General features: G+C 47.3%; 29 protein-coding genes. 8 read left to right on the top strand and 21 right to left on the bottom strand.

The genetic code is table 11. From position 1 onward, the window contains the following. Positions 1-49 precede the first annotated feature (49 nt). Together ACXAJH_RS15410 and ACXAJH_RS15405 are read left to right on the top strand one after the other, a co-directional pair. Positions 50-772 carry an ABC transporter ATP-binding protein gene (locus ACXAJH_RS15410; protein ID WP_474967760.1) on the top strand — a complete coding sequence of 241 codons (723 nt, stop codon included), beginning with the start codon at positions 50-52 and terminating at the stop codon, positions 770-772. Further along, positions 765-2,402: a putative ABC transporter permease subunit gene (locus ACXAJH_RS15405; RefSeq protein ID WP_474994504.1), complete on the top strand. Its 1,638-nt coding sequence runs from the start codon at positions 765-767 to the stop codon at positions 2,400-2,402. The genes ACXAJH_RS15410 and ACXAJH_RS15405 overlap by 8 nt, the downstream gene beginning before the upstream one ends. Positions 2,403-2,439: 37 nt before the next feature. Here the strand turns inward: ACXAJH_RS15405 and ACXAJH_RS15400 are convergent, their stop codons facing one another. Continuing rightward, a complete protein-coding gene (locus ACXAJH_RS15400; RefSeq protein ID WP_474967758.1) occupies positions 2,440-2,859 on the bottom strand; it encodes a universal stress protein in 420 nt (139 codons plus the stop codon). A gap of 293 nt (positions 2,860-3,152) precedes the next feature. On the opposite strand from ACXAJH_RS15400, the gene ACXAJH_RS15395 reads away from it, so the two are divergent. After that, entirely contained in the window at positions 3,153-4,625 is a 1,473-nt protein-coding gene (locus ACXAJH_RS15395) for a SulP family inorganic anion transporter (protein WP_474967757.1), read from the top strand. A 44-nt stretch (positions 4,626-4,669) separates the two neighbouring features. Here ACXAJH_RS15395 and ACXAJH_RS15390 read toward each other — a convergent pair whose 3' ends face one another. Both ACXAJH_RS15390 and ACXAJH_RS15385 read right to left on the bottom strand, forming a co-directional pair. Then, positions 4,670-5,275 (bottom strand): GNAT family N-acetyltransferase, encoded by a 606-nt coding sequence (locus ACXAJH_RS15390; RefSeq protein WP_474991313.1) that lies wholly within the window; start codon positions 5,273-5,275, stop codon positions 4,670-4,672. Further along, complete coding sequence (locus ACXAJH_RS15385; RefSeq protein ID WP_474971890.1) at positions 5,272-5,586, bottom strand: hypothetical protein; 315 nt, start codon at positions 5,584-5,586, stop codon at positions 5,272-5,274. Before ACXAJH_RS15385 ends, ACXAJH_RS15390 begins: the two co-directional genes overlap by 4 nt. Before the next feature lie 115 nt (positions 5,587-5,701). Between ACXAJH_RS15385 and ACXAJH_RS15380 the strand changes: the two genes are divergently transcribed. Next, positions 5,702-6,574, top strand: a complete 873-nt coding sequence (locus ACXAJH_RS15380) for a DMT family transporter (protein ID WP_474967754.1) — start codon at positions 5,702-5,704, stop codon at positions 6,572-6,574. Positions 6,575-6,622: 48 nt separating this feature from the next. On the opposite strand, the gene ACXAJH_RS15375 is transcribed toward ACXAJH_RS15380, so the two are convergent. Then, positions 6,623-6,811 (bottom strand): hypothetical protein, encoded by a 189-nt coding sequence (locus tag ACXAJH_RS15375; RefSeq protein ID WP_474994503.1) that lies wholly within the window; start codon positions 6,809-6,811, stop codon positions 6,623-6,625. 125 nt (positions 6,812-6,936) lie between these two features. On the opposite strand from ACXAJH_RS15375, the gene ACXAJH_RS15370 reads away from it, so the two are divergent. Continuing rightward, positions 6,937-7,911 carry a S66 family peptidase gene (locus ACXAJH_RS15370; protein ID WP_474994502.1) on the top strand — a complete coding sequence of 325 codons (975 nt, stop codon included), beginning with the start codon at positions 6,937-6,939 and terminating at the stop codon, positions 7,909-7,911. A gap of 280 nt (positions 7,912-8,191) precedes the next feature. Here the strand turns inward: ACXAJH_RS15370 and ACXAJH_RS15365 are convergent, their stop codons facing one another. Then, positions 8,192-8,941: a (S)-benzoin forming benzil reductase gene (locus ACXAJH_RS15365; RefSeq protein ID WP_474967751.1), complete on the bottom strand. Its 750-nt coding sequence runs from the start codon at positions 8,939-8,941 to the stop codon at positions 8,192-8,194. A 138-nt stretch (positions 8,942-9,079) separates the two neighbouring features. On the opposite strand from ACXAJH_RS15365, the gene ACXAJH_RS15360 reads away from it, so the two are divergent. Next, entirely contained in the window at positions 9,080-9,715 is a 636-nt protein-coding gene (locus ACXAJH_RS15360; RefSeq protein ID WP_474967750.1) for a YczE/YyaS/YitT family protein, read from the top strand. Between the two features lie 26 nt (positions 9,716-9,741). Here the strand turns inward: ACXAJH_RS15360 and ACXAJH_RS15355 are convergent, their stop codons facing one another. The 7 genes from ACXAJH_RS15355 to ACXAJH_RS15325 all read right to left on the bottom strand — a co-directional run bounded on the left by ACXAJH_RS15355 (position 9,742) and on the right by ACXAJH_RS15325 (position 15,198). Continuing rightward, positions 9,742-10,179, bottom strand: a complete 438-nt coding sequence (locus tag ACXAJH_RS15355; protein WP_474971894.1) for a hypothetical protein — start codon at positions 10,177-10,179, stop codon at positions 9,742-9,744. 101 nt (positions 10,180-10,280) lie between these two features. After that, a complete protein-coding gene (gene dat / locus ACXAJH_RS15350) occupies positions 10,281-11,168 on the bottom strand; it encodes a D-amino-acid transaminase (protein WP_474967748.1) in 888 nt (295 codons plus the stop codon). A 164-nt stretch (positions 11,169-11,332) separates the two neighbouring features. Beyond that, entirely contained in the window at positions 11,333-11,881 is a 549-nt protein-coding gene (locus ACXAJH_RS15345) for a hypothetical protein (protein WP_474967747.1), read from the bottom strand. 98 nt (positions 11,882-11,979) lie between these two features. Further along, the gene (locus tag ACXAJH_RS15340) at positions 11,980-13,392 is read right to left on the bottom strand and encodes a SpoVR family protein (RefSeq protein ID WP_474994501.1); all 1,413 of its coding nucleotides are present in this window, start codon (positions 13,390-13,392) and stop codon (positions 11,980-11,982) included. A gap of 87 nt (positions 13,393-13,479) precedes the next feature. Then, positions 13,480-13,974: an N-acetyltransferase family protein gene (locus tag ACXAJH_RS15335; protein WP_474967746.1), complete on the bottom strand. Its 495-nt coding sequence runs from the start codon at positions 13,972-13,974 to the stop codon at positions 13,480-13,482. 106 nt (positions 13,975-14,080) lie between these two features. Next, positions 14,081-14,623 carry a YhcN/YlaJ family sporulation lipoprotein gene (locus ACXAJH_RS15330; RefSeq protein WP_474967745.1) on the bottom strand — a complete coding sequence of 181 codons (543 nt, stop codon included), beginning with the start codon at positions 14,621-14,623 and terminating at the stop codon, positions 14,081-14,083. A gap of 110 nt (positions 14,624-14,733) precedes the next feature. Beyond that, on the bottom strand, positions 14,734-15,198 hold the full coding sequence (locus ACXAJH_RS15325; protein WP_474971896.1) for a hypothetical protein: 465 nt from the start codon (positions 15,196-15,198) through the stop codon (positions 14,734-14,736). Between the two features lie 184 nt (positions 15,199-15,382). Between ACXAJH_RS15325 and ACXAJH_RS15320 the strand changes: the two genes are divergently transcribed. Then, positions 15,383-15,616: a YhdB family protein gene (locus ACXAJH_RS15320; protein ID WP_474967743.1), complete on the top strand. Its 234-nt coding sequence runs from the start codon at positions 15,383-15,385 to the stop codon at positions 15,614-15,616. 32 nt (positions 15,617-15,648) lie between these two features. On the opposite strand, the gene ACXAJH_RS15315 is transcribed toward ACXAJH_RS15320, so the two are convergent. Continuing rightward, a complete protein-coding gene (locus ACXAJH_RS15315; RefSeq protein WP_474967742.1) occupies positions 15,649-16,302 on the bottom strand; it encodes an SDR family NAD(P)-dependent oxidoreductase in 654 nt (217 codons plus the stop codon). A 188-nt stretch (positions 16,303-16,490) separates the two neighbouring features. Here ACXAJH_RS15315 and ACXAJH_RS15310 point away from each other — a divergent pair, with 188 nt between their 5' ends. Then, complete coding sequence (locus ACXAJH_RS15310) at positions 16,491-17,099, top strand: TetR/AcrR family transcriptional regulator (protein WP_474971898.1); 609 nt, start codon at positions 16,491-16,493, stop codon at positions 17,097-17,099. Positions 17,100-17,267: 168 nt separating this feature from the next. On the opposite strand, the gene ACXAJH_RS15305 is transcribed toward ACXAJH_RS15310, so the two are convergent. From ACXAJH_RS15305 to helD, 8 genes are all read right to left on the bottom strand, one after another. After that, positions 17,268-18,689: a dihydrolipoyl dehydrogenase family protein gene (locus ACXAJH_RS15305; protein WP_474967740.1), complete on the bottom strand. Its 1,422-nt coding sequence runs from the start codon at positions 18,687-18,689 to the stop codon at positions 17,268-17,270. Positions 18,690-18,692: 3 nt separating this feature from the next. Beyond that, positions 18,693-19,082, bottom strand: a complete 390-nt coding sequence (locus ACXAJH_RS15300; RefSeq protein WP_474967739.1) for a DUF1499 domain-containing protein — start codon at positions 19,080-19,082, stop codon at positions 18,693-18,695. Positions 19,083-19,206: 124 nt separating this feature from the next. Continuing rightward, complete coding sequence (locus tag ACXAJH_RS15295) at positions 19,207-20,193, bottom strand: anti-sigma factor domain-containing protein (protein WP_474967738.1); 987 nt, start codon at positions 20,191-20,193, stop codon at positions 19,207-19,209. Then, on the bottom strand, positions 20,190-20,927 hold the full coding sequence (sigI, locus tag ACXAJH_RS15290; RefSeq protein ID WP_474967737.1) for an RNA polymerase sigma factor SigI: 738 nt from the start codon (positions 20,925-20,927) through the stop codon (positions 20,190-20,192). Before sigI ends, ACXAJH_RS15295 begins: the two co-directional genes overlap by 4 nt. Positions 20,928-21,287: 360 nt before the next feature. Beyond that, positions 21,288-22,115 carry a S1C family serine protease gene (locus tag ACXAJH_RS15285; protein WP_474967736.1) on the bottom strand — a complete coding sequence of 276 codons (828 nt, stop codon included), beginning with the start codon at positions 22,113-22,115 and terminating at the stop codon, positions 21,288-21,290. Positions 22,116-22,365: 250 nt separating this feature from the next. After that, positions 22,366-23,373 (bottom strand): TIGR00341 family protein, encoded by a 1,008-nt coding sequence (locus ACXAJH_RS15280; protein WP_474994624.1) that lies wholly within the window; start codon positions 23,371-23,373, stop codon positions 22,366-22,368. Positions 23,374-23,492: 119 nt separating this feature from the next. Continuing rightward, positions 23,493-24,323, bottom strand: coding sequence for an aldo/keto reductase (locus ACXAJH_RS15275; RefSeq protein ID WP_474967735.1), 831 nt, complete (start codon positions 24,321-24,323; stop codon positions 23,493-23,495). 102 nt (positions 24,324-24,425) lie between these two features. Beyond that, positions 24,426-26,675, bottom strand: coding sequence for an RNA polymerase recycling motor HelD (gene helD / locus ACXAJH_RS15270; RefSeq protein WP_474994500.1), 2,250 nt, complete (start codon positions 26,673-26,675; stop codon positions 24,426-24,428). Positions 26,676-26,703 lie beyond the last annotated feature (28 nt).

Raw genomic sequence — 26,703 nt, 5'->3', positions numbered from 1 at the left:
GCTACCGTTCGTATACCATTCATAAGCTCCTGAAAAAGGAAGGGATGGAATGATTGAAATCAAGCAGGCAACTAAAAACTTCGCCGGTAAAGCAGCCGTCAAGGACTTGGATTTGACGGTCCCGGACGGGAAAATCTTCGGCTTTCTCGGTCCCAACGGTGCTGGAAAGTCGACAACGATCAAAATGATGACGGGGATCCTGCCGCTGGATGCAGGCTCCATATCCATGAACGGCGTGGATATCAGCACTGACCCTATGAAAGCCAAGCATCAGTTCGGCTATGTTCCGGACCGCTCAGACATCTTTCTCCGATTAAAGGGCATGGAATACTTGAATTTTATCGGTGATGTTTTTGATGTACCGGCAAACGTCCGAAAAGAGAAAATCGAATACTTAACGAAAAGCTTCGATATCTATGAAGCACTGAATGATCAGATTCATACATATTCGCACGGCATGCGTCAGAAAATCGTTGTCAGTGGTGTGCTTCTGCATGATCCTGATGTATGGATTCTTGACGAGCCGTTAACCGGCCTTGATCCTAAGTCTTCCTATACATTGAAAGAAATGATGCGGGAACACGCAGCCAAAGGAAAGACCGTCTTTTTCTCCACCCATGTGCTGGAAGTCGTTGAACAGTTATGTGACGAGGTGGCTATTATCAACAAAGGACATGTTCAATTCAGAGGAAGTATGAAAGAAATGAAGCAGCAGTTCCAGGAGGACAACAATCTTGAGAAGCTGTTTTTGGAGCTGACACAAAATGAGTAACACGTGGAAGCTGATGAAGTTGATGGTGAAGATGCAGTTATCTTTCGCTCACCGCAGTACATCAGAAAAAACAGGCTACCTCATCTTAGCCGTCCTCATGATCCCCTTCGGGCTGTTGATTCTTACACTGTTGAACGAACTGATCGCAGCCATGTATGCGGCCTTCAGCCCGGCAGGGGATGAAGCGGTCATCCTTGGGGTTTTATTTGTCTTAATGACCGTTTTTTACTGTTTTATCAGCATAGGTACCGTTTTATCATCTTTTTATTTTGCAGAGGATGTGGAATTGTTTGTACCGCTCCCTTTTCACCCTTATCAAATAGCAGCTGGAAAAGCAGCCGTTCCATTTCTGTCCCTTTACGGGGTGAATGCGGTCATTCTGCTCCCCGGGCTTGCGTTTTACGGTCTTCACAGCGGTGCGGGACTGCTTTATTACAGCTCCGCCTTCCTTGTCTGGCTTCTGCTTCCGGTGCTTCCCTTTGTTTTGACTGCCATTGCCATCATGTTCATGATGCGTTTTGTCAATATCTCGAAAAACAAGGACCGAAGCAAAGTCATTGCTGGACTTCTTGGTTTTGGATTCGTTATCGGAATCAATGTTGTGATCCGTCTGGAGGGCGGCAGCCAGAATATGTATCAATTGGCGGCTGAACAGGGAGACCTGCTCGGATTAGTGACGAAGTTCTTCCCTACTGCTTATATAAGCAGTTCAGCCCTCGCCGCCCCTGCGTCCATACAGGGTATCCTTTTTCTCGTATTGATGACCGCACTATCCGCAGGAGGGATTGCTCTCTTCTTTACTATCGGCCAGAAGCTTTATTTCAAAGGCGTACTCGGTTTATCCGGTGGAAAAAGGAACACGTTTACTGAGGATACAGTCGAAGCTTATGTGAAGAAAAAGCCTATGATCTACAGTCTCTTCAAAAAAGAAGTCCTGTTGATTTTACGCACCCCCACCTTCTTCACCCAAGTCTTTGTGCAAAGTTTGATTCTGCCTGTACTAGCCATTGTGCTGATCATCATGGAAATGGATGGACCGCTTGGAGGAGCCGGCACTCAACTGGCCGGAATGAACGGAAAATTCGTCATTCTGGCCTCTGTCGGGCTTTCGATCGTTGTTTTTGGATCAAACCCTGCTTCCATCTCTTCGATTTCAAGGGATGGGAAAAGCTGGTTCAATCATCTGTATCTGCCTATTCCACCGTCAAAAGTAATCATGAGTAAAATGCTGACGGCCTATCTGCTGAATGCCATCTCCTTGGTTATTTTGAGCGCAGCCGCTTTATGGGTCATAAAAATCCCTCTGTTCATCTGGACAGCATGGTTCATCCTGTCCCTCCTCATAAGCTGGATTGCTTCTGCTGCCGGCGTGATGGTGGATCTATACAGCCCGAAACTGGACTGGACAGATGAGCGTGAAGTATTCAAGGGTCGTTTCATCGGAATTGTTCCCCTCGCCATTGAAGCCCTTGTCTTTGGCGTGATTATAGTGATTGTCTGGAATATCAACAGTCTGCAGGGGCTCTGGCCGGTAACAGGTGCTTTATTCATCATCTTTCTGCTGCTGGCATTTCTTATGCAGACGGCCATGAAGAAGTTAACGGAACGACGCTACCACAACCTGCTGTAAAAAAACAGGCAGAAGAGATTGCCTCTTCTGCCTGTTTTTATTTCACAATCATAACGGGGCATTTGGCCCGTTTAGCCACCTTATGACTGACACTGCCAAGAACCATTTCCTGGAGAGCATTCAATCCCCGGCTGCCGATAATGACGATATCAAAGGCATGATCATTGGCGTAATGAACGATGGTTGGCCCGGGTTCTCCATGACGGATGACAATTTCATAAGAGATATCTTTGCCGCGGAGGACGTCTTCGATCGGCTCCAGTCTTTCTTTCCGCTTCTGATCGATCACTGTTTTGTCTCCCTGTGTCAGGACATCGGTTTTAGACTGGTCGACATCGACCACATAAATGATGGTGATCTTTGCCCCCATCTGGAGCCCGGCAAGCTCTGCCGCTCGTTCTGCTGTACGTATGGAATGATCGGACCCATCGGCCGCGATCAATATGTGTTTATACATGACCGCTCCCCCCTTCTTTTTCATCATTTTACCATGGATTGTGAAGCCCATGTAAATAATTGAAGACACGCACCATCTCCCACATATTGGAACCCTCCATCCAGAAAAAATTCCGCCTACAGACAAATAAGAGTTTCATAGAGATATTTGAAGAATAAAAGAGAAAAAAGTTTATTTATGCGCTTACATGGGGTTATGTAATTCCTTCGATAGGTGATATAATCTGAACGTTCTTGCCGGAATTACGTATTGCCAAGGGTAATACAGACAAAATTTAAGAGAGAGGTGCGCAATTGAACACACAAACATTAAAACAACAATGGTTTGGAAACGTAAAAAACGATGTGCTTTCAGGTATGGTCGTCGCCATGGCCCTTGTTCCTGAAGCGATCGCTTTCTCTATCATCGCTGGAGTCGACCCCATGGTAGGATTGTACGCTTCCTTCTGTATCGCTGTTGTCATTGCTTTTGTAGGGGGACGGCCTGGAATGGTTTCGGCCGCAACAGGAGCGATGGCTGTGCTTATGGTGACGCTTGTGAAGGATCACGGACTTGAATACCTGCTGGCCGCCACTATTCTGACGGGTATCCTGCAGTTTATTCTTGGTGCCTTAAGAATCGGACAGTTCATGAAATTCATCCCGAGATCGGTGATGATCGGTTTCGTAAACGCCCTGGCCATCTTGATTTTCTCGTCCCAGCTGATTCACTTTGAGGGCGCAGGTCTTGCTATGTACGCCATGGTTGCAGGGTCTCTTGCTATCATTTATCTACTGCCAAGGTTTACAAAAGCTGTCCCATCTCCGCTTGTCGCCATCGTCGTTATGACGATTATTGCCGTAACAACAGGAGCCGGCTTTAAGACCGTTGGAGATATGGGAGAACTATCAAGTACGCTTCCCATCTTCCTTGTACCTGATATTCCAGTAAACTTTGAAACGCTGCAGATCATTTTCCCGATATCGCTTGCTCTCGCCTTTGTAGGACTACTTGAGTCACTGCTTACGGCTCAGATTGTCGATGATATGACAGATACCGTAAGTGATAAGAACAAAGAAGCCCGCGGACAGGGCATGGCCAACGTGGTTTCCGGTCTGTTCGGCGGAATGGCCGGATGTGCGATGATTGGACAATCGGTCATCAATGTTTCCTCAGGAGGACGCGGACGATTATCCACACTGGTGGCCGGTGTCTTCATGATGACATTGATTATTGCCTTTAACGACCTTCTTGTGCAGATTCCAATGGCTGTGCTTGTCGGTATTATGATCATGGTGTCCGTGGGAACCTTCGACTGGAGTGCCTTGACGAGACTGCATAAAACACCGATCACAGACACGGTCGTGATGGTAGTAACCGTTGGAACCGTTGTTTACACCCATGACCTTTCCAAAGGCGTCCTGGCTGGTGTCATCCTGAGTGCGATCTTCTTTGTGTCCAAGATTTCCAAAGTCCACGTCGAAGAACAGGTGGAGGAAACAACAAGCAGGATTGTTTATCACGTATCCGGACAAGTCTTCTTCGCTTCAACAGACAGCCTGCTTAAGCATTTCGACTTTAATGTGAAAGCCGATACGGTCCGGATTGATTTCACTGATGCCCATGTGTGGGATGACTCAGCCGTAGCTGCGATTGATAAACTTGTCCTGAAGTTCAGAGAGCAGGACAAAGAAGTAGAAATCGCCGGGCTCAATAAAGACAGCTCCCAGCTTGTCAAAAAGCTGGCGGTCCATCATAAAGCGGATGCTTCCCTATCCAATCATTAAATAGAAGAAGCCGCTGCCAAGTGAAAAGCAGGCATTGATGAAAATCAATGCCTGCTTTTTCTTTTTTTCCACTCCCTCCGGAGAACCGCATAGACGGCCGAATCCCTCCAAGCGCCTTTCACGAAAATATCCTCCCTCAGTGTTCCCTCTTTAACCATTCCGATTTTCTCGAGCACCCGCTGGGAGGCTTTGTTTTCCGGACTGCTCAGTGCTGTGACGCGATGGAGACCACACACGTCAAAACTGTACGCCAGCATCAGACGGCAGGCTTCTGTCGCGTATCCCCGCCCCCAGTAATGATGGTGGATGATAAAGCCGATTTCACCGACGCCATCCCAGTCCTTGATATTCAACTCTATATTTCCGATCACCTGATCGGCGCCTTTCTCCACAACCGCAAATACATACCGCGAGCGGTGTTTCTGCCTGGCATCAATCAGCACCTGACGGACAAAAAATCTGCTTTCTGTTTCTGTATGCGGCCCCCAGGGCTGGTATTTAACGGTATCCGGATCTGAAGCGTAGGGATGGAATTCCTCCCAGTCTTCCGGGAGAACCTCACGGAGATAGAGGCGTCTCCCTTCTGCGGTTACCTGAATCCCATGATCATCCGACGGAGTCAGATCAAACGGTATTCTGCTGTTCGTCATACGTTTGTCCTGAACGCTTCCATCCATGCACGGGGATGTTCATTCACTAAAAATGTCCGCACGCCCTTCATTGTATGAAGGTAAAGAAATCCGGAGCCCTGGGAAAATTCTTTGTAGGACACATCATGGACGTCCTTAAGCTGGAATGTTTCATCCGGGCATACGACTGAATCCTCATATAATTCCAGGCTTTCCTCCCTTTCCTCATAAAGCTGTTGATTATTACGGATCGTCCGTGTTTTAACAATGATGGGATGAGCACAAATCACACCAATCGTCCCTTCTCTATTTTGTCTGTCTCCATTATACACGACCTCCTCTTCTTTTTTAGGATTGAAGTAATTCTGCTTTTCATCCCTCTTGATTTGTATTAGGATGGTTAAGGTGTTTTTGAACAACCTAAGAACAACTGGAGGAACATCAACCATGACAAATCGTAATAAGGGAATTGTATTACTGCTCATATCAGCGTTCGGTTTTTCCATGATGGCTGCCTTAGTCAAGCTGTCCGGTGACGTTCCAACCGTGCAGAAGACACTGTTCCGCAACCTCGTTTCCGCTGTCATCGCTTTTGGATTTGTTCGCTATAATAAAGAGCGCCTGTTCGGAAAGAAGGAAAATCAAAAGCTTCTGCTTTCCAGGTCCGCCCTCGGTACCATCGGGATGGTTCTATACTTTTACGCCATTGATAACCTTGTCTTGTCCGATGCGGATATGCTGAATAAACTGAGCCCGTTTTTATTAATTATCTTCTCTGCCATCTTTTTAAAAGAACGGACGAGACCGTACCAGCTTATCGCCATTGCCGTAGCTTTTGCAGGAACACTCCTTATTATCAAGCCGGCATTTTCACTTGAATTCATTCCATATGCGGCCGGCCTGTTTTCTGCGGTGTTCGCTGCCGGAGCCTACACGCTGCTGCGCGTCCTTGGGGATAAAGAGAAATTCTACACCATCGTGTTCTACTTCTCTTTTTTCACAACGATCACCCTGCTGCCGTTCACGATCGCTTTTTATGAACCGATGACAGCCAGGCAGTGGGCCTACCTGCTGGGTGCCGGTGCATTCGCGACGCTCGGCCAGTTTGGTCTGACGATTGCCTATAAATTCGCTCCTGCCCGTGAAATTTCCATCTTCTTTTACTCCACGGTTGTTTATTCGGCCCTGATCAGCATTCTTCTGTTCGGCCAGATTCCAGACCTTCTGAGTGTTGCTGGTTATTTCACTATATTTGGTGCTTCCCTTTACATGTTTTTGAAAAACAATAAAGAAGCAAAAAAACAGGCGAAGGCCTCATAAACAGGAAAAGGACGGAGCGGCTGCGCTCCGTCCTTTCTGTGCTGTGGATCAGTCCCCGCTGTCTCCTGCATCACCGCTGTCTCCTCCCATGATTCCAGGTGCGTAAAACGAGGCATCCTGTTTTTTCTGATGCAGGCTGGGCTTTTGCTGCTTTCTTAATGGATTTCGTATAAGGTAGACAATAACCATGGTGAAAAAAATAAGGACGCCCCCAAGTCCGAGAATGGTTTCCCACATGTTCTCCACCTCCTTCTTTCTTCTTTACGAATCAGCTTTCCTTAAAGATTCAAAATTTTAACAAATCATAGACACCTTCCGATTCCTTTGATATATTTAAGTGATTCGTAAAAGGAGGGCTCCTGATGATACCTGAAAAACTAAAACAGGGGGATGAAATACGGGTCATCTCTCCAGCCAAAAGCTTGTCCATCGTCGCTCCCGAACAGCAGAAGCTCGCTCTCCAACGCTTCAAAGACATGGGGTTTACAGTAAGCTTCAGCACATATGCAGCAGAAGCACCGACCCTTTTTTCTAATCCTGTGGATCACAGAATCTCGGATATTCATGAAGCGTTTAAGGACCCTTCTGTTAAAGCTGTGCTTACAACATTGGGAGGATACGACAGCAACCAGCTGCTGAATCGTTTGGATTATGATTTAATCAAAGCCCATCCCAAAATTTTCTGTGGGTATTCGGATATCACAGCACTGGCCAACAGCATCTACCATAAAACAGGACTGGTCACATACAGCGGCCCACACTTTTCTACTTTCGGTATGGAAAAAGGTCTGGACTATACGCTGGAGCATTTCCGGATCATGTTAACAACAAACGCCCCTGTAAACATCGAACCAGCTGCGCATTGGAGTGATGATGCGTGGTACCTTGATCAGGATGACCGTACGTTCCTCCCTAACCAGGGCCCCGTCGTCATTCATGAGGGAAAAGCATCCGGCACGTTGATCGGAGGAAACCTGTGTACGTTCAATCTGCTGCAGGGAACCTCCTTTATGCCGGAGCTTGCCGGTACGGTTCTTTTCTTGGAAGATGATGAGCTTTCCAATCCAGAAACCTTTGATCGCGACCTGCAGTCCCTCATTCACCTGCCTGGATTTGATCAAGTGCAGGGGATTGTGATCGGCCGGTTCCAAACGGCTTCAAATATGGATCTTCATACACTGACTGCTGTCATTGAAAGCAAACCGGAGCTTGCTCACCTCCCTGTCATTGTTCAAGCTGATTTCGGCCACACCAGCCCGATTTTCACCTTTCCCATCGGAGGATATGTAGAAATACACGCTGAAAAAAGCCAGGTCAACATCCGTCTCCACGGATAGAAAAACCGTGTATTAAAGCTGTGAAGTGTTCTCCACAGCCATCAGAAGAGCACCAATCCCTTTCCGCCCCGGGATCACGTGTAGCGCACGGTGGTGACGCCTCCGGGAACAGCACGGGCCGAAGATCCACTTGGGCAGGCGACCTTCCTGACCAAGTCAGCGGAGGGGTGCCCGCAACATTCATCCACCAATAAGCGGAATGTGACCCTTTGCACGACAAATGGACAACTCTCACTGGTTAACTAACAAAAAAACCACCCGTACAAGGGTGTTTTTTTTGTTAGTTAACGAGGTCGTATAAGCGGTACACTTGTCCGTTTGTGATTTCCTGACCCAGTAGATTCATGAGTACCTCAGCCACTTCCTCCGGAGAACGCAGGACATTTTCTTCCTTCATCTTTTTGAATTTATCCACATCCGCAAACGCGGATTCACTGGAAGAACGGATTTCCTGCTGCATATCCGTATCCATGACCCCTGGACTAAAGGCTAGAATCGTATGGCCGCTGCCCTCCTGCTCAAGAGCAAGCGTCTCTGTAAAACGGTTCAATGCAGCCTTGGAACTGCTGTACACACTCCAGCCGTGAATACTCTTTTCAGCAGCTCCGGACGTAATCATCACGATGCCAAGCTTGACACCGGCTTCGGACGCTGCCGGAAGCAGTTCATTCATAAGCAGGATCGGAGCTGTCACATTAATCTGCATGTGCTTCTGCACTGCTTCAGCATCAAGATTTCCTGCTGTTTCAATCGGTTCTACGACACCGGCATTATTGACGACGTACACGTATTCCGTCTGTTCATGAAAAACTTTTTCCTTTACCACATCTGCAACATTCTTCAAATCGGCAGGATCATTCAAGTCTGCCTTAATGTGCTCAAAACTTCCAGCTTTCTCCTCATTCTGTGCCTCCAGTTTTGCATTTCCTGAACGGGAAATCCCTAAGACGTGGACCCCCTGTTTTATGAATTTTTCTGCCACCGCTTCCCCGAGTCCTCGGGACGTTCCGGTAATGACTGCATATTTCATGTCGTATCCTCCTTCTTCTTTGTATAGGATAGAGGGAACCGATCATCCTCTCCCTCTTCCACAGCCGGCTCTCTTTACATCGAACTTTTCAAGCGATATGATGAACAAAGCAAATGTGTTCGTGCAAAGGAGCCGATCATGAAGTATTTCTTTCTCTTCATTATTTACGTTGCGGGCCTGGTCGTGTCGAGCCTCGGCCTTGCCCTGATTATAAAATCCGGCCTCGGTGTAGGACCGGGGGACAGCATTGCCGTTGGTTTGTCGATGCATTTACCTGTCACTGTCGGCAGCGTGATGATTGCCGCCTTCATCATCCTTCTTCTCGTCAATGCGCGTCTTGAACGGAAACGGCCGCAGTATGAATCGTTAATTCCGATCATCCTGCGGGGCCGTACCCTTGATCTGTTTTTATACGGATCATTGGAAAAACTGGATGTACAGGTATGGTGGGGCCAGTGGGGCATATTCAGCCTCGGCCTCCTCGCCACAGCTGTCGGGATATCGGTATACCTCCGGACCCCGTTCCCGCGTATCCCACTCGATCATTTCATGATGATCATGAACGAGAAAACCAATCAGTCCAAAAGCTCCATCCGGATCTTTTCCGAATCCGGCATGGCGTTGATCGGCTTTTTACTGGGGGCACCAGTAGGCTTTGGCACGTTGATTGTGGCGATTCTGCTTGGCCCGCTCATTCAATGGACCTTCCAGTGGGCCCGCCCCATTGCCAGGCTCTGGTCAGATTCCGAGAAACAAGCCGCTCAAAAAGCGTGATGCTCTCATCACGCTTTTTTGGGCGGTTATTTTTCAAAAGTTAAGTGAGTAACACCTGTTTCTTCAAGTTTCCGTCCGATTTCTTCTTCGATTTCCATCCGTTTCTCCATCTGCTCATCTGTGAGTTTATCTCCAAGCGGACCATAGATGTTCGTCAGTTCTCTCTCTGAAAGCTTTTCCACCAGCTTGTCCCAGAAGCTGAACTCATCATATTCCTCGACATGGGTATCCATCAGTCTGGATTCATAGTCCACATCAAGATCATGGACTCCCAGCTGTTCATGGTGCGTAACCTTGTCTTCCAGACCGCCTTCTTTATATTTTGACAGAACGGCTTCCCGGACGTCCTCAAACTGTTCATCCAGCTCCATTTTTGTCGAGTTGACCATCCATGTTCCAAGAAACACCGCTTCTACAAGCTTTTCATATTGGTCCTGCGTTAAATCCAGCTTTACATTCGGCACGATTTCCGCCCCTTTCCTTGATTTCATCTGCATTATAGCATACGTGAAACCACAGCACACAAAGAAAGCCGGCAGCGTTTCCGGCTGCCGGCTGTTTTTATTTATTCCGCTGCTGCTGTGGAGAATAGGCAGGCCTCTTCCGGAAGTCCTGCATCCTGTTCATAGCACTTTTGGAGTGTCCGTGTAACCGGCCCCGGTTTTCCATCGGCGATGATCAGCTCATCCACTTTTAAAATCGGCATAACTTCAGAAGTACTGCTCGATAAGAAGACTTCATCCGCGTCCTGCAGATCTTCTAATGAAAATGTTTCTTCAATGAACTCGATGTTCTTCTGCTGACAAAAAGCTTCTACACGCATTCTTACACAGCCGTGAAGAATGTTCTTTTTAGCAGGATGGGTATAGACCTTTCCGTCCTTGACCAGGTAGGCATTGGAGGAGCTGCATTCGGTCACTTCCCCATCTTTATGAAGAATGGCTTCATAACTGTCCTTCTCTTTAGCTGCCTGTTTAGCCAGAACATTTCCAAGCAGGTTCAGACTCTTGATGTAGCACCAGTCCCAGCGTACATCATCATGTGTAATGGTGGTTACGCCATTTTTCAACTTCTCCTCAGGTCTTGGGAGATCTTTCACATAAGCGTAAAGGTTCGCCTCAATCTCATCCGGAAAGGCATGATCCCTTGGCGCAGAACCTCTTGTGATCTGCAGGTAAACCTTGGCATCACCAGTGACGTGGTTTTTCTCCAGCAGCTCGTCAAGTTTGGCATACAGGTCCTCTTTCGTATAAGGAACCTGGATCTTTATAGCTGCTGCGGAACGATATAACCGCTCCACATGCTCATGAATTAAGTAATAACGGCCGCCGTAAATACGGATGACTTCATAAATACCATCCCCGAACTGCAGCCCGCGTTCTTCAAACGGATAGCTCAGCTCATCCTGTCCGACAAAATCATCCTGTGTCAAAATATGGTTATAAATCGTCATTCTTTACCTCCTCAGCATTCCATAACAGATTAAGAACTAGTTTAACAGAAAACGCGGACCATTTGTTCTATCTTCTTTAAATCTTTCTGTATCACGAAAAATATCGGCCCACACCCTTGTTACAGAAGGATTTGGACCTTCTAACATCAGGGTATGCGCCGCCATTACTGGATGTTTGGTTCTATTTCAATAACCGCTTCCACCACGGGAAGGTGATGCGGAGTCCGCTCCCCTTCTTCCTTTTTCATTGGATAAAAGGCTACATGGAGGTCTTCCAGCGATTCATCATAATGAAAGTCATCAAACTGCACATAACGGAATGTGGAGAAGGTGCCCTGCACAATGCCCTCGGTTTCTGCGTTATACGTCGTCCCATTGGAATCTACAGCTTTAACGAGGAATTCAATTTCTCCATCTTCCAGAAGCCATTCCTCGTCGTTCTGGTCAATCAGGGCGCCTCCGTCTCTGTACCACATCCCGAAATACAGCCCTGTCGAATCATTACGGCTGTAAAGTTTCGTAACAAGGATGCCGTTTCCCAGATCACTGACTTTGCTCGTTAACGCCTGAGGATGCTGCGTGGGCTCGTCGATCATCGGATACAGGCGGTCTTTCGTAAGACCATTCAATTCCCGGTTGTCAAAGAAAAACACGACCGCAAGCGTAAGGACAGCCAGAAAACCTATGATTGCCAGACGGACGTTACGCATCATGCCACCCCTTCTGCAAACGTTTTATTATCTCCTTATTATAGCAGATGCAGCGCCCTTTTCATGAAGAAAACTGCCCTTTTTCAAGAGCAGTTTTACACTTACACATATTTTTTCTGAACTTTTTTACCACTGTAGCTGAAGATGACATCGCGCCCTTCCACTTTCGTCTCCATATGCACCGGGCGTCCCCACAATTGATACACGTAAGGAAGCGTCTTCTCCAGGTAACTGACGTCCAGCTCCACGTCTTCATAATGGTGCTTCAAGTAGAGCTCTCCGCTTTTCACGTAGTCTCCGTCCTGCACGGTTAAATAGGGAAAGCCCCCGTTGACTCTCATTGTGACAAGCTGATCTCGGACCGCTTCATGATCTTTATCCGTAATCTTATATTTCTGCCCCTGTTTCTGGAACAGGTACAAATCTTCACGGCGGACAAGCTCTTTCGTTAAATAGTTGCGGATAAAGCTTTGATCGGATTCGATCTCCCTGACTTCGTACATCTTCTCGCGTCCCGTCCCTGGAACGACGCCGTGCTTTTTCATCTCTTCTGAAGGATTGTCATAGCGCTCCTCGATATCTTCAAAGATCTTCAAACCTAAGTAATAGGGGTTGAGCTGGGTTTTTGAAGGCTGGACAACACTTGCGTTCAATTTCGCAAACTCGATCGACTCGTCGCTGGTCAGATCCATTTCACGTAAGATTCTCGCATGCCAGTACGAGGCCCATCCTTCATTCATGATCTTCGTTTCGAGCTGGGGCCAGAAATACAGCATTTCCTCCCGCATCATTGTCAGGATATCCCGCTGCCAGTCTTCAAGCTCCCGGCTGTACTGTTCAATAAATAAGAGCAAGTCCTTCTCCGGACGAGGCGGAAACTTCTTTTTCTTTTTAAAACGGGGCTGATCTTCCGATGAGGATTCATCAATATTCCATAAGTCATCATATTCCGTAAGCAGCGCTTTTTCTCCACTGCTTTCCTCATCATCCACCGACCATGCCAGCTTCGGTCTTACGAGAGAGGGATCGATATGTTCCTGGATCGCCAGGACTGCGTCCAGGAAGGACTCCACTTCTTCCTTGCCGTAGAGTTTATCATAGGCAGCAATCCGTTCCGCTGTGGCAGCCATGCTTTCAACCATGTCCCTTTTCGTATTTTGAAAACGGGCATTGTTTTTAAAGAAATCACAGTGGGCAAGAACGTGGGCGACAATCAGCTTATTTTGAATCAGGCTGTTGGAATTCAGTAAAAACGCATAGCAGGGGTTGGAGTTGATGACGAGTTCATAAATTTTGCTGAGCCCGAGGTCATACTGCAGTTTCATTTTGTAGTACTGCTTTCCGAAGCTCCAATGGGAAAACCGCGTCGGCATACCATAGGCACCAAATGTATAAATAATATCATCAGGACAGACTTCATAACGCATCGGGTAAAAGTCGAGCCCGAATCCTTTGGCGATTTCCGTAATTTCGTGGATCGCGTATTCGAGCTTTTTCTGGTCATCTGGTTTCAAAGATGCCCCCTCCTTCAGTTTCGCTTACCTTACTATATGAACAGGAAAGAGCGAACATGAAGGTTACGGGCATGTTATATCCACCCGCTATAGAATTTTAGCCATCATGTATTCATCCAGAAGCTGCCCGTCCACCATCAGTGTCCTCTGCTTTCTTCCTTCTATTATGTATCCATGCTTTTCATAAAACCGGACAGCCCTTGTGTTCCGAACCATCACAGTCAGCTCAAGACGCAAAATTCCATGGTCCCGCGCCCATGCATCCACATATCCGAACAGCTCATCGGCCACTCCGTTTCCCTGCACCCTTTTCTTCACCCCTGTAATGATCTCTGCCGAGTGGCGGTTTCTCGGAGCTGCCCCTCCAAATACCGTGACATGCCCATTCAGCCCCCACTCGTCTTCAGAAAGAAGGAGCAGCGATCCTTGATGTTCTCTGCAATGTTGAATCATTCCTTCCACACGATCGAGTGTCCACGTGCGTTCATCCCTGCCATAAAGCAGGAAGTCTGTCTCTTCCTCAAGTTCTGCCATCAACCTTTTGTAACGTCCGGCATCATCTCTTTCCGCAGTTTGAATCACAGGCTTCCCTCCAGAATAGGTTTTTCTACAGCTTAACAGAAAACACCGGCAGGCAGCCTTTATACATAAAAAACCAGCTCCCCCAAAAAGGAAGCTGGTATACCCATTAGGAACGTTCATCGGGGAATATGCGGTCGACCATTTCTCCGAATTCACGGAAAAACCCTTGCACAGGTTCGCCATTTTCAACATCATCCACATAGTTGTTCGTCAAATCGACGAAATCAGGGTTTGTGGAAATATACACGTTGTTAATATCCTGATCGGAGCCTTTTACCGCTTCTTTGATCTGCTTTTCCATTTTATCGGAGACCTCATTTTTATCTCCTTTTGGATTATCCAATTCAGCGGCGACGTAGGCGTTATCACGTGTTTTTAATACATACGCGCGATCCACCCCGTCCACATTTTTGATAATGCGGTTGGCGGCATCTTTAGCCACATGGTAGTTCGTGTTGTGGACCATGCCTCGGTCATTGTCATATTGATTCGCTTTCTGGCCTTCCTGATACATGTTGTCGGCCTCGCGCTCAAAACTTGTATTTTCAACCCCATTGTAGTTACCGTCATTGCCGGCTTCCTGCTCCGCCTGACAGGCGACAAGAGAACCCGCTGCTAATAACCCAAGGGCAAGTGTCTTGATTTTCATTGGTATTCCTCCTTTCCGATTGCTTTTAGTATGTGTGTCCAAAACACAAATATGCGGTTGTAAAATCAACCATAAGAAAACCCAGATCCTTTTTGGACCTGGGTTTTCTTTCAAACGAAAGGAAGACTCCACCATATATGTATAAAGATAAGGTATACGAAAAGAATAGCATTAACAAACATTAAAAACGCTGGTACAAGTTTGAAGATTTCCTCCGTTTTCTTATAGCTCATCCTGAGGATGATAAAACCACCCACAAGCATTAGGTACAGGCTGATGAACCACACCCAGACATAGGAAGTATCACCGTCCCATCCCACTTCATATCCGATTCCATAAACCAGCCAGGGCGCCAGGAAAGCAAGAATGGCCAGAATCATAAAACGCCGGCTGCTTTTTATGTAATACAGCGAAATGGCGGCTCCTGCGAGGGATGCACATCCAATCACTTCACTAATCGTAATCATGACTCTCTGGACACTGTCGGCTTCAGCTGTGACAAAGCTCAGGAATAAGAATAGGCTGAAGGCGGCAAGAAGTCCCGTATGCGCATAAAGCTGCTGTTTCTCCGACATCCGAACGTCTCCCTCCGTAGATATAGCAAAAACTTTCCATTCCATCATAACAAAATTTCCATGGATCTGCGGAAGAAAAACGCATTTTTATGTCGAGTCTGGAAGAACTGTGACGATCTTTCAGTGTGGGGATGACCGCGGGTGGAGATACTAAAAACACTTCTTTCAAAAGGAAGTGTCAGCGATGAATACGTACGATTATGATAAAGCTCTCCACTATATGATATGGGGACAGTGGGATGATCTGCTTGTCCTTATGGTCCGGACCAATGATGAATTTTTGTCCAAAAAAATTGAAACTTTTCTGCATGCCTGTTACTACCCGAGCATGCACAAAGACCGCCTCCATTCACACGAAGCCCTGCTCAGCTATATCGATCATGCTCAAACGACAACAATCGAAAGTTTTTCTTTATAAAAAAAACCGCAGAATCCACTTCTGCGGTTTTCTCATTCCACGTCTGTACCTACGCTCCCGATCCGCTGGACGGCCATCGGTGATGTGTCATCCAACACTGTTGTGAACGCACGTGCCCACTCCTTTGTCCATTCCACATCATCCAGAACATGCACCATACCTGTTTGAACCTGACAGGGACCAGCTTCTTCCATAACAGCATGGACAAATGCTTCGACCGCCGCCAACCCTGAAGAGTTAAGGACAGACTTCTGCCGGACAGGGTGTTGAAAAACCGTAATGATTTTTCCTGCCCCCTGCTTCTTCATAACTGGAAACACCGCCTTTACAGGAAGGAAAATCCCCTGTACATTCCGCTCATAGGTACGCTGCCACTCTTCGACCGTGACGCTTTCCAACGAACCGGAGTCCTCAAAACGGGCATGGGTAACAAGGACATCCACCCTCCCAAAGGCATTCCTGGCAGCCTGGACAACATGTTCCATATCATTTTCTTCTGTGACGTCCGCCTGAAACGCAAGAACACGTCCAGCTCCCTTCTGCTCCAGTACTTCCTTAAATAGAAAAATATCCTCCGAATAACCGGTTACAGCAAGGGAGGCACCTTCGGCGGCCAGCTGAAGCGCCGCCTCTTTTCCCATGCCTTCTGCCGCTTCGGTTATGACGGCTGCGGTATTTCTTCTCATGATCCATTCCCCCTTTTAAGTACCTTCATGATTCCCATTTCTTGTTCTTTCCATATTTTCATCATATCAAACCATCCCCAATGCCCGCGTCTTTTTTACAGAAGATTCACAAAGGCTTTCTGATTTGAAATATATGAATTGAAACAGTTCATAATTCGATGTATGATGTACGGGAAGAGGTGTGGCCGATGAATGGATTTGAAAAGCGGAAGGAAAGAAAAAAGCGCAGCATCCTCGATGCTTCCCTCTCCTTATTCGCTGAATATGGAGTACAGAAGGTCAGCATTCAGGAAATCGCAGCAAAAGCCCAGGTCTCCCAGGTGACCATCTACAATTATTTCGGTGGTAAAGATGAACTCGTCTTTGAAACGATCAAAAAGTTCTTCTACGAGCGGTTCGAACAGTTCCGGCTTATTGTACGGGACCCTGACCGGAGCTTCAAGGATAAAATCAACCATGTCATATTGGAAAAGAAAGAAAATATTCTGCACCTGGACCCAGGCTTCCTGCAAACCGTTCTCACAGATCATCCTGGAATTCAGGAGTTTGTTCAATCGTTTACCCAGAATGAAACCATCCCGCTCTTAATGGAACTCATTGAACAGGGAAAAAAAGAAGGAGACGTACATCCCGATGTCTCTTTCCGATCGATTTTGTTCTTTATCAACGCTTTTTATCAGGCTCTGCAGTCGGCGGATCACTTGTTTGATGAATCGATTACATCCTTTACAGAGGAAATCACCCATATGTTCTTTTATGGGCTGGCCGGTGATCAGAGTCAACGCTTGAATCAATAAAACGATGAAAAAAGCTGTCGAATATTTCCCGACAGCTTTTTTTCGTCTTCCTCCTGAAGCCGTAAAAGAAATGGTACGAGGATCATGGCGCGAAAAAGCTATGCTGTATCGCAGGCATGCAGGCAGCCCTTTGTTTCCCAAGGGTCCGGATGTCATGTCCGCGCTCTTTTAACGCCATTTTTTCACATACCATTGAATCAAATCATTGACCCGGCTGCCGAACAACTTCTCCCTCCAATAAAGGTCTGATGTCTGGGATACGACATTATTGCGCGCGGGATACGGGTGAATGATGTTGGAAATCGATTGGAACTTTTTATTCAGCGCCTGTACGGTTCCTACTTCCTGCATCCATTCACCTGCCCCTTCGCCGACCGCATGGGCCCCGACAATGCGTCCTCTGTTGGTCGTCAGGATTTTCACTACGCCTGTCGTGTTCCGTTCCGCCATAAACCTGTCGTTATTTTCCAGTTTCGTCTTGAACGTCAACAGGTTATCGCCGTATTTTTCTTTTGCTTCCTTTTCTGTTAAACCAAGATGATAAATTTCCGGTGCCGTGTACACCACCCATGGAATCTTCTCATAGGAAGCTTTCCGGGAAAGACCCAGCACAGCGTTGGACACGGCGATTTTGCCTTCCATTCCGGCGACGTGTGTAAACGGCATCGACCCGTTACAATCGCCGACGGCGTAAATGTGATTCTGGGACGTTCTTAAGGAAGCGTCGACGGTAACCGCTCCTTTTTCTGTCTCCACTCCCGCATGTTCCAGTCCGAGACTACCGGTATTCGCCTTTCTTCCTGTCGCAACAAGAAGTTGTTCAGCCTCAAGTGTGTTTTCCACACCGTCTTTTGTATAGACGACCTTGACTCCGGTCTGCGTCTTTTCAATACGGTCCGCTTTTGCATTCGTCAAGATGCTCATTTCCCGGGCAGCTGTCTGCTGAGCGATCCCTGCAATTTCCTCATCCTCATTAGCGAGGATCGTATCATTCCCTTCCAATACGGTTACATCTACACCAAGACGGCTCATGGCCTGGGAGAGTTCAATACCGATAATCCCGCCGCCGATGACCACCATCGATGACGGCCGCTGGCGCAGAGAAAAAATGGTTTCATTCGTTAAGTAATCGACCTCATCCACTCCTTGGATCGGCGGGATGAAGGGGGAGGAACCTGTCGCGATCACGATCCGCTTAGCCGTGATCGTCTTGTCGCCTACGCGGAGTGTATGCGGATCTTGAAAGACAGCTTCTGCTTCATACAAATCGATGCCCATATCGATAAAACGGTCTTTGGAATCATGGTTCTGCACATCCTCCACCGCTTCAGCCACACGCTCCATCGCTCCACTGAAAAGCTGATCGTAGTCTTCATTAGAGAAGGATTGATAGTGAGAACTCGTGTGGACCTCCTTCGCAGCTTGTATGAGGGCTTTGGACGGCATGCACCCGTAGTGAAGGCAGTCGCCTCCAAGGTTTGGTTTTCTTTCAATAAGAGCCGTTTCTGCCCCGAAGCTTGCCGCTCCTGCGGCGACGGTAAGGCCCCCTGACCCGCCCCCGATCACCGCAATCTGATAGTCATAATCCATCGTCTATTTCCTCCTCATGCTTTCGTAATGTTCTGAGATGCTGTTCATCCGCTTCCTGTTGACCCCCATGTCCGAATACCCTGTACGGGAGGCAGAACGGAAGTGGATCACCTGTTCATCCTGATCAAAGTAAAATTCCACATCATCTTTGAATTTCATCCATTTCGACTGGACGATGCTGTGGATATAATTTTCTGTTTCCGTTTCAATCGTCGTTCTCTCCATCTGATGGAGCACTTCCTTCATGACCTGCTTAGAGGTTTCCAGGTCTTTGGAAAATGGAAGGGGGTCCATTTTTTTATCCTGCTGGCCGGCCTGTGTGGACACACAATTGGGGGATGACGGACATTCTGCCAGACGGCCGTCTTTTACACCCAGATACGGTTTACTCATCATTATTCCTCCTTTTACTCACACTACCTCTATATTCACTCAAAATACAATAAAAAAACACTCCCCATAAATCAGGAGTGTTTTCAGTCACATGGAATACTTTCTTATCAACAAGCCATGCCTTTTATGGAAAGGTCTCTGGGACAGGATCATCCCCGTGAACACCGGTAGCGGGACTGCGGGAAGACTGGTCTTCATGACGAAGGTCGAATTCTGCTTGTCCGGGAAGAAGCTCCGGCTCTTTTTCCAGATCGTCCCCAGGAGACTGCCGCTCCATCGAGTTCTGCGGTTCTACTTTTGGATGGACAGGTGCTGAGTCAGAAAAATCGTCAGAAGTTTCACTGGTATCCTTTTCCCCTTGAGATGCCGGTTTCTGATAAAAGGATTGTATGATTTCTTTGTCCGTATCATCAATGGTTTCCGGGATATTCTCTGTGTCTTCGTTCAGATTCTCCTCATCCGTGAGCCGCTCCGCCATCCATTTATTCACAGAAAGATCGTCGTCCTTGGCCTTTCTGCGCCATTCGTCCGGAATAAGGTAGGCCGCGACAGTCATCTGTTTAGAGTTGTCGTTCAGCGTACCTTCCATTTCTTCTAAGTATTGGTGATCAAAATCTGATTCCAGATAGCTGATGCCGATGAGCACCTGGTTCCCCTCACTTACAAAACCGTGATCACGGCTCGCTTGAATCAAATCCATCGTTACATCCGAAGCATCTTCCTTCTTCCAATCTGAAAGAAGGGTGACAATTTCCTCCGCTTCCGCGTTATTCGGCTCGATGTCGAGCACCTGCATTCGATCATTCAACTTAAGTTCAACACTAGGGTTGATGTCTATATTCATATAGGCAAAGGCCTGGTTGCTGCCATGCCAGGAGTATGCGGGAATTAAAACCATTAGAAAAAGCACAGCCGCCACGACGGCTTTTGTATAACGATACTGCAGCATCTGTGACCACTGCCGGGCCGCTTTACTTGAGGGGATGGATTGAAACTGCACTTCTGTCCCCACTTCTGCTTGAGCAATCGTAACAGCTCGATAAAAGCGGCCTTCATTCGTCATGACAATCATATACTCTTTCTTACGCTCCATGACAATGCCTGTTTTCACATGCCCACTCCTTTCAAATAGTCCTTAAGATATATATAATCCCCCTTGAAAATGAGAACGAGAGCAATGATGAACTTCCGATTTCTCTCCAATGTCTTTTTACTGACATCCACACGGTCGACTAAATCCTTAATAGGAAGGCGGCCCTTTTCAAGTACCTGTGCGCGCAGATCATCATCATCATAAACGAGCCGGGCCACTTGAACCGCTGATTCTCTTGCATCCCGATGCTTGGGAGAGACTTCAATCAATTCTTCAAAAGAAAGCTTATACCGCTCCAGCTCCTGCTGGAATTCAAGGATTTCCTCCCTGCGGTGCCAGGCTTCCGTTTCCAATTGATGCCGCTCTCTGGCTGCGGAAATTTCCAATGGATTCTCCATCTGCTCCTCCTCATGGAAGTCCTCATCCAGAGAGGTGACAGGTGGACGCTTCTGCTCATTACGAATGTAGTCGATCACTTTCCGTTTGATTACAAGACGGGCGAAGGATAGAAAGGAACTTCCTTTGTTCGAAGAATAGGATTGAATCGCTTCATTGAAAGCGAGCAGCCCAATACTGAATTCATCATCTCTGGCAGGGTCTATATATCTTTTACACACTTCAGAAACACTTTTGGCGATAAAAGGTTGATACTGCTTGAGCATTTCGTTTCTTGCTTCGTCATCTCCCTCTTTTGCTGACGCTACTTGTTCGTCCAGGGAGGCGTCATTTTTGTGAAAAAGACGTTTGATCAACCTTTACCACCTCCAGCCTACTAATGTTTTCGTATAAATCCGTTTATTTCTGGGTGTTGATCTATAAATTATTTCATTTATGTTACAGATTTGTATCAACCAATATGCCTGAAGTATGTGTTTGAATGAGTTTGGGCATAGGTATTGCATGTAAGCATGACCATTTTACTCAAAGAAAGGGGGACTGGTCTACCACATGAGGTTTACATTTTATTAAATAATCATTTCAAAATTCAGGTCATTCGTCCCCTTTTCCATCCACCTTTCGCCAATGGGACCGTATTCTACACCAAATGACAAAACTATCATCCAGTTTTGCGCACCGGAAAAGGACTTTCGAACTAAAAAAAGAAGCTCCAATCATGGAGCTTCTCCTGACTGTTCATAATAATAATCAATCGGTACAGCAAGCCCGACACGTCCTTCGTCCTCGTCATTCATTGTAGCATAAACGACGGCGATGACATCCCCTTCTTCGTTGATGACTGGACTACCGGAATTCCCACGGTAAATGGGAGCATCCAACATAAGAACCTCCTGCTCCATACCGGAAACGTCCGTATAACCGAGCACATTACCTTGATTAGCGATCCCGGAGAAACGAAGGGGATTCCCAATGAAATAGACATGCTCATCCCTCTGAAACTGGGTGGAGGCGGCAAGGTCCAAGTGGGGAAAACCTTCCTCCCCATCCACCTGCAGGACGGCGAGGTCCACCTCAGGGTAAACGGCTTGAACCTCCGCACTAAATAATCCCTGTTCAGGAAAAGCTACTGCGATCCGTTTCTCCCCTTCGATGACATGATGATTCGTCAAAATCGTCCCGTCTTCAGATACGGCAAAACCGGTGCCCTTGCTCTGCCCTGCTTCTACAACGACGACGGCCTCTTTATATGTTTGAATGGTTTCGTCATTAGATAACTGAGCTGAGGTCATCAGGAAATCCACCGCCGGAATGGAAAAGGTATTAGGCAGAGCAGCCGTAACGTTGACAACCATAACGCCGGCAATCAGCCAGAAAATCCATCTCGGAAAAGGACGCTTTTCTTTACGTTTTTCTCTTTCTTCACGATCCCGTTCCAGCGCTTTCCGCTTTTCTTCCTGCACGAGATCATACAGCTCTTCTTCATCTATTTCTTCATACAAATCCTCATCAATGATGTCTCTTTTTTCATCTTGATCACTCATCGGATTTGCCTCCAACTTTTATGAATTAGAGAACCCCCATGATCTTACTCATGTGTTCTCCGCTTCATCATTGTATCACGGTTAGGGACGAAAAGCCGACCAGCAGAAAGGCGGTGGACATTTCCCGGGAAATACGACATTATTTTTGATAGATCAGTTATCATGCTGTGAACCATAAAAAAACATACGCTCCGGACGTATGTTTTTCCTCGGTAACCTGCGGGAGGCTCACTCAAAACCCGCTCGGCAATTATATGATTTTCTGACCTTCCAGAATGACGATGGCCAGGACAAGGATGATAATGCTGACAAAAACAATGGAAAGCGGACGGGAAACATTGGCTCTCTGGACTTCCTGCCATCGGACAGGGCGAATACCGCTGATGGAAAAGATCATAACCGCCGCAAGTATGATTGACATGATGTTGACTGTGACAAGAAGGAAGGCGCCGTAAGCTGACACAAACGCCCCGTCACCGATGGACATACCAAGGGCAACAGAAGGCGGCAGCAATGCAACCGCTACCATAACCCCGACAAGGTTTCCAGACAACCGGTTGAGAAAAGCAAGAGCACCGGCGGCCCCGGAAGCTACGCCGAGCGGGATGTCGATCAAAGTCACCTTTGTCCGGTCCAGATACTGACTGTTTTCCATTCCAGCATCCGTCACATAACCAAAAAGAATCGAAATGGCTAATACGATGAGCACACTATATAAGGAAGACAGAGCAGACTTGCCGAGCAGCTTATAGTCTCCAAGGATGGCCGAGAAGGCAATGGAGATGACGGGGCCGATCATCGGCGCAATCACCATGGCACCGATAACGACCGCTTCACTGTCTTTGATGATCCCGACTGTTGCCACAATCGCTGAAAGTACGATTAATAGAGAATAGTTCCAGGAAATCCTGCTGTTTTTTTCTGCTGCATTCATTAGTTCATGGCGGCTCGCTCTCAGCAGTTTCGCTTTTTCTGCTTCCTGCTTCTCTCCTTCTTCCTCCACCGACTCGTTGATGGTTTCCTTGGATAAGTATGTCTGGACAGGGATCAGCATCGTTTCAAATCCTTCAACGACATTTGAGACTCCCTCTAAATAGTTGAGGATTTCCTCGACATCACTTGTATCGGCGAGCATCCGGACGAGCATGCGGTCTTCGGACTCGCTGGAAATCCAATAGGACCGGTGGTCGTATTGTTGAAGCTTTTCATTGATTGATTCAAAGTGCTTATCGGGGATATAAACTTCTATCAGCTGCACATTCAACAGACCATCCTCCCTGCCGGCACATTTTTTATTAATGTCCCACAAAGAGAGAAGCGCATACGCCTCTGGTCCATTAAACCTGAAATCACCAGCCACGAAGGCTGGTGATTCCTTTATGCATCATAATCAAATTCATCCGGATGCTTGCCGATACGGTCCCCACTGTGCAGTTCGTCGATACGCAGCATTTCATCGCTCTTCAAGTCAAAGTCGAAAACGTCAAAGTTTTCTTTCTGACGATCCGGATTGGACGACTTCGGAATAACGACCACATCATGCTGCAGGTGCCATCTTAGAATAACCTGTGCCGGGGTTTTTTGATAGTTTTCAGCAAGCTGCTTTAAAATAGCGGCATCAAAATAGCGGCCCCGGGCAAGCGGCGCCCATGCTTCCAGCTGGATTCCTTTTTGATAACAGTAATCAGCAAGCGCTTCCTGGTAGAGGGCCGGGTGAAATTCCACCTGGTTGACCATAGGGGCCACTTCTGCATCCTTCAGCAGTTCATCGAGGTGATGCTCCATAAAATTGCACACCCCAATGGCTCTGACACGTCCCTCACGGTAAAGTTTCTCCAACGCTTTCCACGTGTCTTTGAATTTCCCGGGAACCGGCCAGTGAATGAGGTACAAGTCCAGTGTCTCTACTCCCAGTTTATCAAGGCTTCTATCAAAGGCTTCCAGCGTTTCTTCATATCCCTGTTCGTCATTCCACACCTTTGTAGTGATGAACAATTCATCCCTGGGCACCCCGCAGGCTTTGATCCCTTCCCCAACACCTGCTTCGTTCCCATAGAATGAAGCGGTGTCAATGTGGCGGTAACCAAGATCGACAGCGGATTGAACCGCTTGTTTAACTTCGTCTCCATCTTCCATTTTGTATACGCCAAGACCTACACGTGGAACTTTCACACCATTACTTAGAACGGCTTCAGAACGGATTCCCATCTAAAAAAACTCCTTTCTTTTATAAAAGCGCGGCCTGAAAAATGAAGCATCCTGCAGACACCATCAGCTTTATGACTGGATGTACCCTTTATTGCCGGAAATCTAAACTTCTATGAAACGGTCCGGTTGAATGAGGTGAAGCAGAAAATCCTCTTTTTCTTCTCCAATCATCAGCAGCCTGTGAAGGGGACGGGTCATGGCTACGTACAGCATTTTCAAATCAAGCTCCGACTCCTTGAAAGGATTGCGGTCGTTATATAAAAGGACCACATCGAATTCAAGACCTTTAGCCATGTAGGCAGGTAAAACCATTCGTTCAGACAAGTTTTCCTCCCCCTCTCTCAAAAGCTGAAAAGCCATGCCATAGACTTCCAGTTTTCTCTGGACCTCCTCAGCTTCCTTCATCGTTTTTGTAATGATGGCAAAGCTGGACATCCCTTCTTCCACGAGACCGAGGCAGTAGGCATGGACTTTTTCCTCCCATCCATTTCTGAGAGGAAGAAACTGCGGAAGAGACCCGTGACGGACGACAGGCTCAGCCCGCGGCAGGGAAACCGGAAGATGAGTAAGAAGGTCGTTGGCAAGATCCATAATTCCAATGGTTGTCCGATAGGTTTTCTGCAAGGTTAAATAAGAAGCAGAAGGAAAGATGTCCTCGACCAGGGACTCCCAATTGTCTAGTCCCCTGTATTGATAAATGCCCTGGGCCAGATCTCCGACAATGGTAAACAGGTCCGTTTGACAAGCCCTGCGCAGGGCATAGATTTCAAAATAGCTGTAATCCTGTGCCTCATCGATCACCACTTTTTTAGCGCGGTCATCCGGAGGGGTGCCTTTTAGAAATGTATAGAGATAAAGCAGAGCCGCGAGATCCTCCGAATAGATATATCCCTTTGCAAATGCCGAACGGGAACAACGGCGGACAGCTCTCCATTCTTCAGTATCCTCAGGGTGGACCCCCAGAAATACGTTCTCCTCAAACAGCCTTTCATATGTCCTCTCTATAGGAAAAGCCGGGTACTGCTTCATAAAGGAAGCGACAGCCGTCCGCGCGGCCTTTTTGATCTCCGCGAGACGCTCCTCTTTTCTTGTAATCAAGTAGCTGACACGGATTTTCCGTTTATCCGGATCCTTCATTCCGTACAAAGCCTTATCCAGTGCTTCATCGTATTTGGCAGCCACCTTCTCCAAAATCTGCTTTTTCTTACGCCGCAGTTCACTTTGGAGCACTCCTTTAATTTTTTTCACCCGTACCTCATAAGGGAAATAGCTGTATTCCTCAAAAAACAGACGGTTGATGGCTCGAGCTTTTTTTATCCGGAACTCCGACAGCATAAAATCCTGATTGATTTTGTACTGCTTTTTCAATGATTGGATGTAGGTGTCCATGATGATTTGGAATTCTTTCGATCCCTTCAACCGGGCGGCTGTGACCCCGTCCCACCCGATGGTACCTTCAACAGCCTGTGTGAGCACTTCATGCTGGGTAATGACCGGACGTTTGATCCCGGCCGTATGAACGGCATAATCCTGGAAAGTGGACTGCCTGGCGCGCTGCACCCCCAGTTCAGGAAGTACTTCTGAGATATACTGAATGAATAGACGGTTGGGAGCGAGAATCAGCATTTCGTCAGGTTTGAATATTTCTTTCATCGTATAAAGGAAGTAGGATATGCGGTGCAGAGCAATCGTCGTCTTTCCACTTCCCGCTGCCCCCTGGACGATGATCGGCTTTCGAAGATCCGCCCGGATAACACGGTTCTGCTCTTCCTGAATCGTCGAAACAATTTCGGATAAGCGCCCGCCGGCGTTTTGGGAAAGGGAGTCCTGCAGGAGATCGTCATTAGCCGTTACATCAATATCACGGTAGTCCATCAACTCTCCTTCTTCAATCTGGTACTGCCGCTTTAAAGAAACTTCTCCCTCATACCGCTCGCCCAATGCCTCATAGCTGACCTTTCCAAGCCGTCCTTCATAGTAGACGTTGGCCAGCGGACTCCGCCAGTCGAGGATAATAGGGAGCTGCGTTTCCCTGTCGAACAAGGAGACCTTCCCTATGTAAAACTGTTCTGTTTCGGGATTTTCTTTCCTATGAAAATCAATACGGGCAAAGTAAGGCTTCCGCCGCAGACTCTTCAAATTATCCAGCTGATCGCTGGACATCTTCATGAAATTGGCGTGGGAAAGCATTTCCTGATACCTCAGGCTGCTGTCCTGGAAGTCAAGGTTTTCCAGCGTATCCCCCTGCCGCTGCTTTAAAGAGGCACGACCGCTTTCCTGAACAGCAATCATCCGCTCCATATAAGCCTTCGTAAATTCCAGACGATCTTTTTCATACTGACATTCATTCAAACTGTATCTCCTCCCTTCCATCTGAATA

This window comes from Halobacillus sp. ABD4_316, from assembly GCF_056161385.1.
Note: the sequence above shows the minus strand (reverse complement) of the source record. Positions and strands in the feature narration are given on the sequence as shown.

Coding starts and splice junctions, on each gene's coding strand:
- ACXAJH_RS15410 (WP_474967760.1), top strand. CDS start 50: ATGATTGAAATCAAGCAGGCAACTAAAAACTTCGCCGGTAAAGCAGCC.
- ACXAJH_RS15405 (WP_474994504.1), top strand. CDS start 765: ATGAGTAACACGTGGAAGCTGATGAAGTTGATGGTGAAGATGCAGTTA.
- ACXAJH_RS15400 (WP_474967758.1), bottom strand. CDS start 2,859: ATGTATAAACACATATTGATCGCGGCCGATGGGTCCGATCATTCCATA.
- ACXAJH_RS15390 (WP_474991313.1), bottom strand. CDS start 5,275: ATGACGAACAGCAGAATACCGTTTGATCTGACTCCGTCGGATGATCAT.
- ACXAJH_RS15380 (WP_474967754.1), top strand. CDS start 5,702: ATGACAAATCGTAATAAGGGAATTGTATTACTGCTCATATCAGCGTTC.
- ACXAJH_RS15375 (WP_474994503.1), bottom strand. CDS start 6,811: ATGTGGGAAACCATTCTCGGACTTGGGGGCGTCCTTATTTTTTTCACC.
- ACXAJH_RS15370 (WP_474994502.1), top strand. CDS start 6,937: ATGATACCTGAAAAACTAAAACAGGGGGATGAAATACGGGTCATCTCT.
- ACXAJH_RS15365 (WP_474967751.1), bottom strand. CDS start 8,941: ATGAAATATGCAGTCATTACCGGAACGTCCCGAGGACTCGGGGAAGCG.
- ACXAJH_RS15360 (WP_474967750.1), top strand. CDS start 9,080: ATGAAGTATTTCTTTCTCTTCATTATTTACGTTGCGGGCCTGGTCGTG.
- dat (WP_474967748.1), bottom strand. CDS start 11,168: ATGACGATTTATAACCATATTTTGACACAGGATGATTTTGTCGGACAG.
- ACXAJH_RS15345 (WP_474967747.1), bottom strand. CDS start 11,881: ATGATGCGTAACGTCCGTCTGGCAATCATAGGTTTTCTGGCTGTCCTT.
- ACXAJH_RS15330 (WP_474967745.1), bottom strand. CDS start 14,623: ATGAAAATCAAGACACTTGCCCTTGGGTTATTAGCAGCGGGTTCTCTT.
- ACXAJH_RS15325 (WP_474971896.1), bottom strand. CDS start 15,198: ATGTCGGAGAAACAGCAGCTTTATGCGCATACGGGACTTCTTGCCGCC.
- ACXAJH_RS15320 (WP_474967743.1), top strand. CDS start 15,383: ATGAATACGTACGATTATGATAAAGCTCTCCACTATATGATATGGGGA.
- ACXAJH_RS15315 (WP_474967742.1), bottom strand. CDS start 16,302: ATGAGAAGAAATACCGCAGCCGTCATAACCGAAGCGGCAGAAGGCATG.
- ACXAJH_RS15310 (WP_474971898.1), top strand. CDS start 16,491: ATGAATGGATTTGAAAAGCGGAAGGAAAGAAAAAAGCGCAGCATCCTC.
- ACXAJH_RS15305 (WP_474967740.1), bottom strand. CDS start 18,689: ATGGATTATGACTATCAGATTGCGGTGATCGGGGGCGGGTCAGGGGGC.
- ACXAJH_RS15300 (WP_474967739.1), bottom strand. CDS start 19,082: ATGAGTAAACCGTATCTGGGTGTAAAAGACGGCCGTCTGGCAGAATGT.
- ACXAJH_RS15285 (WP_474967736.1), bottom strand. CDS start 22,115: ATGAGTGATCAAGATGAAAAAAGAGACATCATTGATGAGGATTTGTAT.
- ACXAJH_RS15275 (WP_474967735.1), bottom strand. CDS start 24,323: ATGGGAATCCGTTCTGAAGCCGTTCTAAGTAATGGTGTGAAAGTTCCA.